General features: G+C 65.6%; 8 protein-coding genes. 7 read left to right on the top strand and 1 reads right to left on the bottom strand.

The window, feature by feature from the left end; all coding sequences use genetic code 11:
• The 6 genes from HBH1_RS24020 to HBH1_RS24000 all read left to right on the top strand — a co-directional run.
• A partial coding sequence (locus HBH1_RS24020) for a helicase HerA-like domain-containing protein (RefSeq protein WP_146012897.1) occupies nt 1-342 on the top strand: 342 nt, incomplete at its 5' end.
• A gap of 58 nt (nt 343-400) precedes the next feature.
• Nucleotides 401-1,315 (top strand): DMT family transporter, encoded by a 915-nt coding sequence (locus HBH1_RS24015; protein WP_199181651.1) that lies wholly within the window; start codon nt 401-403, stop codon nt 1,313-1,315.
• Nucleotides 1,316-1,385: 70 nt separating this feature from the next.
• Complete coding sequence (locus HBH1_RS24010) at nt 1,386-2,360, top strand: quinone oxidoreductase family protein (RefSeq protein ID WP_102664657.1); 975 nt, start codon at nt 1,386-1,388, stop codon at nt 2,358-2,360.
• A gap of 28 nt (nt 2,361-2,388) precedes the next feature.
• Nucleotides 2,389-2,559, top strand: a complete 171-nt coding sequence (locus tag HBH1_RS25295) for a hypothetical protein (protein WP_166758259.1) — start codon at nt 2,389-2,391, stop codon at nt 2,557-2,559.
• A gap of 167 nt (nt 2,560-2,726) precedes the next feature.
• Nucleotides 2,727-3,989: an ABC transporter substrate-binding protein gene (locus HBH1_RS24005; RefSeq protein ID WP_102664656.1), complete on the top strand. Its 1,263-nt coding sequence runs from the start codon at nt 2,727-2,729 to the stop codon at nt 3,987-3,989.
• Nucleotides 3,990-4,080: 91 nt separating this feature from the next.
• On the top strand, nt 4,081-5,019 hold the full coding sequence (locus HBH1_RS24000) for a DMT family transporter (RefSeq protein WP_102664655.1): 939 nt from the start codon (nt 4,081-4,083) through the stop codon (nt 5,017-5,019).
• Here the strand turns inward: HBH1_RS24000 and HBH1_RS23995 are convergent.
• The gene (locus HBH1_RS23995; protein ID WP_102664654.1) at nt 5,016-5,669 is read right to left on the bottom strand and encodes a DUF4136 domain-containing protein; all 654 of its coding nucleotides are present in this window, start codon (nt 5,667-5,669) and stop codon (nt 5,016-5,018) included. The two genes, HBH1_RS24000 and HBH1_RS23995, sit on opposite strands and share 4 nt — an antisense overlap.
• Before the next feature lie 411 nt (nt 5,670-6,080).
• Here HBH1_RS23995 and pepN point away from each other — a divergent pair, with 411 nt between their 5' ends.
• Nucleotides 6,081-8,777, top strand: coding sequence for an aminopeptidase N (gene pepN, locus HBH1_RS23990; protein WP_102664653.1), 2,697 nt, complete (start codon nt 6,081-6,083; stop codon nt 8,775-8,777).
• Nucleotides 8,778-8,781 lie beyond the last annotated feature (4 nt).

Here is an 8,781-nt window from a genome sequence, read left to right as displayed (position 1 = left end):
CCTGCCGCGCCGGTGGACGACAACGCCTGGGGGGCCTCAGCCGGCCGCAGCGCGCCGTCGCCGACGACGTCGTCGCGTCCCGCCGGGGGAGCCCGGATGTCGCCCCGCCAGCCACAGCCGCAGCCACAGCAGCAACCGGCCCCGCAACAGAACGACGGCGGCGGCCTGGGGGATCTGTTGAAGGATGCCGCCGGCGGCATCTTCGGTAATGGCGGTGGCGGCAATCGCCGCAGCGATTCGCCCCTGCAGGCCATGGTCAAGTCGGCCGCCCGCAGCATCGGTTCGCAGGTCGGTCGCGAACTCATTCGCGGTGTACTGGGTTCGCTGATGAAGAAGCGCTGATGCGACCGCGCCCGACCGTCCCCGGCGGAGGGCGGGCGCAGGCATTACAATCGCGGCCATGACTGCCGCCACCTCCCACTCCACGCCGCGCCAGGTTTTCCTGGGCGGCCTCTTGCTCGCCATCGTCGGCGCCATCTTCTTTTCCGCCAAGGCCATCGTGGCCAAGCTGATGTACCGCTACCAGGTCGATGCGGTCATGGTGATCACGCTGCGCATGCTCTTTTCCTTCCCCATGTTCGCCGTCGTGGCGATCTGGAAGGCCCGCACCCAGCCGCCGCTGGCGCGGGCCGACTACCTGCGCATCGTGGTGCTGGGGCTGATGGGCTATTACCTGTCGAGCTTCCTCGACTTCCTCGGCCTGCAATACATCTCCGCCGGGCTGGAACGGCTGATCCTGTTCCTCACGCCGTCCTTCGTGATGCTGATCGCCTTTTTCTTCTTCAAGCGCAAGGTCGGCTGGATCGAATGGGCGGCCTTGCTGGTGTCCTACTTCGGTACCGTGCTGGTGTTGCAGCACGACCTGCACACCGGTGGCAGCGACGTCCTCCTCGGCAGCGCCCTGGTACTGGGCTCGGCCTTCAGCTATTCGATCTACCTGATTTCCTCCGGTGAACTGGTGCGCCGGGTTGGCGCGATGCGGCTGGTGGCCTATGCCATGTGCGTCTCCAGCGTGGCCTGCGTGATCCAGTTCTTCGTGCTGCGCGCACCGGCCGAACTGGTCACGCAGGTAGCCCCGGTGTACCAGCTTTCACTTTTCAATGCGGTGTTCTGCACTGTATTGCCGGTATTCCTGACCATGGTGGCGGTGGCCCGCATCGGCGCACCCACAGCAGCACAGGCCGGACTGGTCGGGCCGGTGTCCACGCTCTTCATGGGCGCGGCGCTGCTGGATGAACCCATCACCGGCATCCAGCTGGTCGGCACCGCGCTGGTGCTGGCCGGCATGTGGCTGCTGTCGCGCAAGAAGCGCTAAGGCGTTCTATACTGCCCCACCGGAACTGAAGTTCCAGACATACCGCTCACCGAAAATCAAGGAGACCCAGATGGCAAAAGCAATCCGCATGAGCAAGACCGGCGGCCCCGAGGTGATGGAATACGTGGACGTCGAAGTCGGCCAGCCCGGGCCGGGCGAAGTCCGCATCCGCCACGCCGCCGTCGGCCTGAACTTCATCGATTGCTATTTCCGCTCCGGTCTCTATCCGCAACCGCTGCCTGCCGGCCTGGGCCAGGAGGGCGCCGGCACCATCGAAGAACTGGGCGCCGGCGTGACCGGCTTCCAGGTCGGCGACCGGGTGGCCTATGCCGGGCGCCCCAACGGCGCCTATGCCGAAGAGCGCGTGATGCCGGCCGATATCCTGGTCAAGCTGCCCGACGCGATCAGCTTCGACACGGCTGCGGCCATGATGCTGCAGGGCATGACCGTGCAATACCTGCTGCGCCAGACCTATGCGCTGCAACCGGGCGACACCATCCTGTTCCACGCCGCTGCCGGTGGCATCGGCCTGATCGCCTGCCAGTGGGCGCGCGCGCTGGGCGTGAACCTGATCGGTACCGTCAGCAGCGACGAGAAGGCGGCCCTGGCCAAACAGCACGGCGCGGCCCATGTGATCAACTACAAGACCGAGAACTTCGTCGAACGCGTCAAGGACATCACCGGCGGGCGGGGCGTACAGGTGGTGTATGACTCCATCGGCAAGGACACCTTCATCGGCTCCCTGGATTGCCTGCGTCCACGCGGCATGATGGTCAGCTTCGGCAATGCCTCCGGTCCGGTGGCGCCGTTCGGGGTGTCCGAACTGGCCTCGCGCGGCTCGCTGTTCCTGACCCGGCCTTCGCTGGGCAACTACACCTCCACCCGCGCCGAACTGGACGCCACCGCCGGCGACCTGTTCGACATGGTCCAGAGCAACAAGATCAGCATCGAGATCAACCAGCGCTACGCCCTGAAGGACGTGGCCCAGGCCCATGCCGACCTGGAGGGGCGCAAGACCACCGGTTCCACCATCCTGATCCCCTGATCCGCCATCTCACCTCCCAGGAGCCGCCATGGACCAGCCTCGCCACGATCCCGGTAGCCGCAATCCCATGGATCATCCGCCCGAGCAGGAGAGCGGCGCCGACGGCTCGCCCAAGTTCGGGCGGCTGTTGGCGGTGCTGATCTGTGCGGTACTGCTGATCGTCGTCATCACCTTCGCGAGCGAAGCCTACTTTTCATAGTGAACTCGAAATTCTTCGGTGTGAATCTCGCAAGATATCCATAAATCACATCAACAATGCGCCAATAGCGCATTTCTTCCCGTCTTGATCGTCAAATGCAGCCTCTGCGCCTGCGCGAATATTCGCGCAGGCGCCGTCAGGGGCGAACTTTTTGACGGGAGTGGGAGATGGGATGGAAATGGCACCGGGGCCGATATAGCGGCGCACCCGGCTATCCGTGGCGGATCTGGCGCCTGGCCCTGTTGCTGTGCGCAGGTGCGGTGGCGGCTGCGCCGGTCAATATCGGCAGCGGCGGCGGCAGTGGCAGCAGTGGCAGCGCAATCACCCGGACCAGTGCGCTCACCAGCGCGCACGGGGTTCCCGGGGTCAGCCAGACCGAGATCATCCTCGGCCAGTCGGCGCCGTTTTCCGGTCCGGCCGGCGAGCTTGGACGGGATTTCCAGGAGGGGGCGCAAAGCTATTTCGACCGGATCAACGCGCGTGGCGGTGTCTACGGCCGTCGCGTCAGGTTGCTGAGCCTGGATGATCGCTACGAACCCGAGCGGGCGCTGGCCAATACCCAGCAACTGATCTGGCGCGACAAGGTGTTCGCTCTGTTCGGCTACTCCGGCACGCCCACGGTACTGGCGGCATTGCCGGTCATCCGCGAGGCTGGCATTCCCCTGTTTGCACCGCTGTCGGGCTCGTCGGCGCTGCGCCAGCCCTTCAATCGCCTGCTCTTCCATATCCGTGCCAGCTATGTCCAGGAGACCGAATTCCTGCTGCGTCAGTTGAAGAGCACCGGTCGCCGCCGTGTGGCGGTGTTCTACCAGAACGACGAACTCGGCAAGGGCCTGCTGGATATCCTGCGCCAGCGTGTGCCGCTCTACGGCCTCACGCTGGTGGGCAGCGCCGGTATCGAACGCAACAGTGATGCCGTGGCTGCGGCGGCTGCCGAGCTGGCCCGGGCGCGGCCCGACGTGGTGATCCAGGTGGTGTCCTACCAACCGGCGGCGGCCATGATCAACCGCATGCGTGCCGGCGGTTACCTGGGCGGGTTCTCGCACTATTCCTTCGTCGGAAGCACCTCCCTGTCGGCGCGCCTGAAAAACGCCGGCGTCGGCGCCGAGGTCACCCAGGTCGTGCCCTTTCCCAACAAGGCCCGCCTGCGCATCGTCTACGAATACCAGCGCGCCATGGCCCACACCCCCGGAATCGACTGCAACTTTACCGGTCTGGAAGGCTACATCGCCGCCCGCGCCCTGGTGGAAGGCCTGCGCCGCGCCGGCCGCGATCTCACCCGCGAAGGCCTGATCCGGGCGCTGGAGAGCATCACCCCGGCCAACTACGAGGGCGGCGGCTTCAGCCTGCATTTCACCCCGACCGACCACAGTGGTTCGGATTTCGTCGACCTGACCGCCATCGGCGCCGGCGGACGCTTCATCAACTAGCCCGCCCCGGCCCACAGGGCCGGGGCGGGTTTGCGCTACACTGCAGCCTTCGGCCGATTCGGCCTTCTCTCATCCGCCTCAAGGATCTGCCGTGACTGCCAGCCGCTATGCCACGCTTGCCGCTGCTCCGTATTCGGGCGTGGCGCTGATCGCCGCCTGCTCGGCCGGCTTCCTGTGGGGGACCGGCGCGCTGGTGGTCAATATCCTGATCGCCCGCTACGGCTTTGCCCCGGGCGATATCTCCTTCTGGCGCTTCGCCGTCGGCGCGATCTTCCTGTGCCTGATCTTCGGCACCCGCATCCACCTGCCCACCTTGCGTACGCTGCTCCTGCCCGTGGTGCTGGCCGGAGCCACCATGGCCGGTTACGTGCTGTGCTGGTTCCTCGGCATCGAACGCATCGGGGCGGCGATTCCGACCCTGATTGCGCTGTGCCTGCCGCCGGTCTTTTCCACACTGATCGCGCTGGTACGCGGGCAGGAGCGGCTGGAGCTGTCACTGGCGGTGATCTTGACCGCCGCCCTGGGCGGCACCGTGTTGATCGTCGCCCGTCATGGCGGGATGGGGGAGGCCGGCCAGGCTGACCTCATCATCGGCCTGCTGTGCTCGGTGGCCTCGGCGCTGCTCTATACCGGTTTCACGCTGGTCAGCGGGCGCCTCTCATCAGCCCTGGGCGCCGGGCAGGCGGCCACCTGCCTGACCGTGGTGGCCGCACTGGTGATGGGCCTGACGACCCTCGCGCGACCCCTGCAATGGCCGTCCGGCATTCCTCCGCAAGCCTGGTTCCTCTATCTCGGGGTGGTCACGGCGGCGCTGGCACTGCTGGTCTTCAGCTGGGGTGCGGCGCGGCTCACACCCACTGCCTTGACGGTGGCCACCCTGATCGAACCGCTGACCGCGGTCGTGCTCTCCGCGCTGCTGCTGGGTGAACGACTGGGCGCCAGCCAGTGGGCCGGCGGCGTGCTGCTGTTGTTGAGCATATGGGGACTGGGACGGAGGCTGTCGCGTCCCACCCCTTCAGAGCAAACCTAGTCGACCGGCTGCCCGTCCTTGTCCACCTTGATGCGGATGCGGCGCGTCACGCCACTCGGGCCGGGGAAGTCCTCGAAGGCCGAGCGCACCATGTAGGGCATGGCCGCCGCCAGTCCGGCGCGATTGCCTTCGCTGTCTACCACCACGTCGAACAGTTTCTTGCCGTCGGCCACATTGCTGATGCCGATCTGCAGCCGCCTCAGGAAGACCGGGTAGCTGGTGGTCTGCATGGGGCCGCCATACCAGAACGGATCATAGAATGGACCGTAGGGACCATAGAAGCCAAACGGCCGCGGCCCGAAGCGTCCCCAGCCCGGTGCCGGGCCGTAGAAGAAGGGGTCGTAGGCCGGCCGGCTGACCACCACCTGCTCGGTATTGATGCCGTAGCTGAAGCTGACGTTGAGCTGGGCCTGTTTCGGCTGGGCCGCTTCGGTAAAGCCCAGGAACTGCAGTTCCTGGCGGATCAGGCCGGCGTAGTTCTGGTATTCCAGGTCGTTTTCCTGCGCCGGGGTAGGGGCGAAGGCATAGGCCTTGTCGTTGTCGGCCGGGGACCAGGCGTGGAAGGAGGTGACATTGCTCTCGATCACCGAGGCGCAACCGGACAGCAGCAGGCCCGCCGCCGCGATGAAGGTGTAAAGCCAGCGTTTCATGAAGATGCTCCAGTGGAAAAGGCCAGGCGCCGGGCGGATGGCTGGGCTCTCTGCGGACGCTAGGTCAATGACCAGGGCCGCCGGGAAGCAGTAGGACAAGGGGCCGGGGCTTTCTATCCCGGGCGCACCTTCCGGCCGCTTCCTGCGCAGTGCTGCCCCATCCTGGGGCGTGCGCCACGGTGGCTATTGTAGTGCCGCCGTGCTGCCGTGGCGAACCATGGCGGTCGGCGGTGGTCTTTTACCGGACGCGTCCCCGATTCCCGGCTGGTTTTTCAGCCCGTTTTCAGCCCGATAGCATCCGCGTGATGCGGGATGATTGGTAAAATCGGGTTTTTGCTGCACCTGATTTAGATTGCGACTGTCGTCGCCTTCATCTCACCTCATCTCCATTTCCACTCTGGACAGGCCTCCATGCGCACCGATACGCCTCAGACGATCTACCGTAAAGACTACGCCGCTCCCAACTATCTGGCCGACACCGTCGAGATGGGCTTCGACCTCGATCCCGCCGACACCCGCGTGGCCACCCGTCTCACGATGACCCGCAACCCGGCCGCCAAGGGCCGCGAACTCGTGCTCTTCGGCGAGGAGCTGGAACTGGTGGCCCTGCGCCTGAACGGCAAGACGCTCTCGCAGGACAAGGGTGATTTTCGCATTGCCGCCGGCGTGCTGACCATCCCCACCGCACCGGCCAGCGTGGAACTGGAAATCGAGACCCTGATCCACCCGGACCGCAACACTTCGCTCATGGGTCTGTATGTGTCCAATGGCAATTTCTTCACCCAGTGTGAAGCCGAGGGCTTCCGCAAGATCACCTATTTCCCCGACCGTCCGGATGTGATGGCCCGGTTCACCGTCATGCTGCGCGCCGACAAGGCCCGCTACCCGGTGCTGCTGTCCAACGGCAACCTGATCGAAGAGGGCGCGCTGCCCGATGGCCGTCACTACGCCAAGTGGGAAGACCCGTTCAAGAAGCCGTCCTATCTCTTCGCCCTGGTGGCCGGCCAGCTGGTCTGCCAGGAAGAAACCGTCCGCCTGCATTCCGGCCGCGACGCGCTGCTGCAGGTGTGGGTGGAAGAGGGCAACCTGGACAAGACCCAGCACGCCATGGATTCGCTCAAGAACAGCATCGACTGGGACGTCGAACGCTTCGGCCTGGACCTGGACCTGGAGCGCTTCATGATCGTCGCGGTGGGCGACTTCAACATGGGCGCCATGGAAAACAAGGGCTTGAACATCTTCAACACCAAGTTCGTGCTGGCCAACCCGCGCATCGCCACCGATGTGGATTTCGCCAACATCGAAGCCGTGGTCGGCCACGAATACTTCCACAACTGGACCGGCAACCGCGTCACCTGCCGCGACTGGTTCCAGCTCTCGCTGAAGGAAGGCCTGACCGTTTTCCGTGACCAGGAATTCTCGGCTGACATGATCGGCAGCGACAGCGGCCGCGCCGTCAAGCGCATCGACGACGTGCGCGTGCTGCGCCAGGCGCAGTTCCCGGAAGACGCCGGCCCCATGGCGCATCCGGTGCGCCCCGACTCCTATGTGGAAATCAACAATTTCTACACCGTCACCGTCTATGAAAAGGGCGCCGAAGTGGTGCGCATGTACCAGACCCTGCTGGGCCGCGAGGGCTTCCGCAAGGGCATGGACCTGTACTTCGAACGGCATGACGGCCAGGCCGTCACCTGCGACGATTTCCGCGCCGCCATGGCCGACGCCAATGGCCGCGACCTTTCCCAGTTCGAGCGCTGGTACAGCCAGGCCGGCACGCCGCTGCTGCAAGCGGCCGCCGACTACGATGCCAAGCGCAAGACCCTGACACTGACCCTGGAGCAAAGCTGCCCGGCCACGCCCGGCCAGAAGAAGAAACAGCCTTTCCACATCCCCGTGGCCGTCGGCCTGCTGGACGCCCAGGGCCGCGACCTGGCACTGACCCTGGAGGGGGAAAAGAAAGCCGGTGCCACCACCCGCGTACTGGAACTGACCAAGGCCAAGCAAAGCTTCCGCTTCATCAACGTCGACCAGAAGCCGGTGCCTTCGCTGCTGCGCGGCTTCTCCGCACCGGTGGTGCTGCAGTTCGACTACAGCGATGCCGAGCTGGCCTTCCTGATGGCCCACGACAGCGACGCCTTCAACCGCTGGGAAGCCGGCCAGCGCCTGGCCACCCGGCGCCTGCTGAACCTCACCGTGGCCGTGCAGGCGGCACGCCAGTCCGGTCATGTGGTGGCGGTCGACACCGTGCTCAACAACCTGCAACATGACGGCGCCCTGGCCGATGCCCTGCGCGCCACCCTGCAGGACGAATCGCTGGACCCGGCCTTCCGCGAACTGGTACTGACCCTGCCGTCGGAGACCATGATCGCCGAGCAGATGGAAGTCATCGACCCGCACGCCATCCACGTGGCGCGCCAGTTCCTGCGCCGCTCGCTGGCGCGCGAACTGCGCGACGAGCTGCTGGCCGTCTACCGCAGCCACCAGACGCCCGGTGCCTACAGCCCGGACGCCGCTTCCGCCGGCCGTCGTGCCCTCAAGAACGTGGCCCTGTCCTACCTGGCCGAGCTGGATGACGAAGAGGCCATGGCCCTGGCCCGGCAACAGGACGAGGATGCCAACAACATGACCGACCGCCTGGCCGCGCTGTCGGCCATCCTCAACAGCGCCGCACCGGGCAAGAGCGAGGCGCTGCAGCGCTTCTATACCGAGTTCGAACAGGAAGCCCTGGTCATCGACAAGTGGTTCACGCTGCAGGCCACGGCCCGCAACGCCGACGTCAACACCGTGCGCACCCTCACCGAACACCCGGCCTTCACCCTGAAGAACCCCAATCGCGCCCGCAGCCTGATCTTCAGCTTCTGCAACGGCAACCCGTCCGCCTTCCATGCACTGGATGGCAACGGCTACGCCTTCTGGGCCGAGCAGGTCATCGCTCTCAATGGCAGCAATCCCCAGGTCGCAGCGCGCCTGGCGCGCAGCCTGGACCGCTGGCGCAAGTACACCCCGGCGCTGCAGGAAAAGATGCGTCTGGCCCTGCAGCAGGTGGCAGGCACGCCGAAGCTGTCGCGCGACGTGGCCGAAGTGATCACCAAGGCGCTGGCCGATTGATCAC

The organism is Herbaspirillum sp. BH-1 (assembly GCF_002870055.1).
Lineage (GTDB): Bacteria > Pseudomonadota > Gammaproteobacteria > Burkholderiales > Burkholderiaceae_D > Herbaspirillum > Herbaspirillum frisingense.
The sequence above is the reverse complement of the archived record's forward strand: the minus strand, read 5'-3'. Positions and strand labels throughout refer to the sequence as shown.

Coding starts and splice junctions, on each gene's coding strand:
- HBH1_RS24015 (WP_199181651.1), top strand. CDS start 401: ATGACTGCCGCCACCTCCCACTCCACGCCGCGCCAGGTTTTCCTGGGC.
- HBH1_RS24005 (WP_102664656.1), top strand. CDS start 2,727: ATGGGATGGAAATGGCACCGGGGCCGATATAGCGGCGCACCCGGCTAT.
- HBH1_RS23995 (WP_102664654.1), bottom strand. CDS start 5,669: ATGAAACGCTGGCTTTACACCTTCATCGCGGCGGCGGGCCTGCTGCTG.
- HBH1_RS24010 (WP_102664657.1), top strand. CDS start 1,386: ATGGCAAAAGCAATCCGCATGAGCAAGACCGGCGGCCCCGAGGTGATG.
- pepN (WP_102664653.1), top strand. CDS start 6,081: ATGCGCACCGATACGCCTCAGACGATCTACCGTAAAGACTACGCCGCT.
- HBH1_RS25295 (WP_166758259.1), top strand. CDS start 2,389: ATGGACCAGCCTCGCCACGATCCCGGTAGCCGCAATCCCATGGATCAT.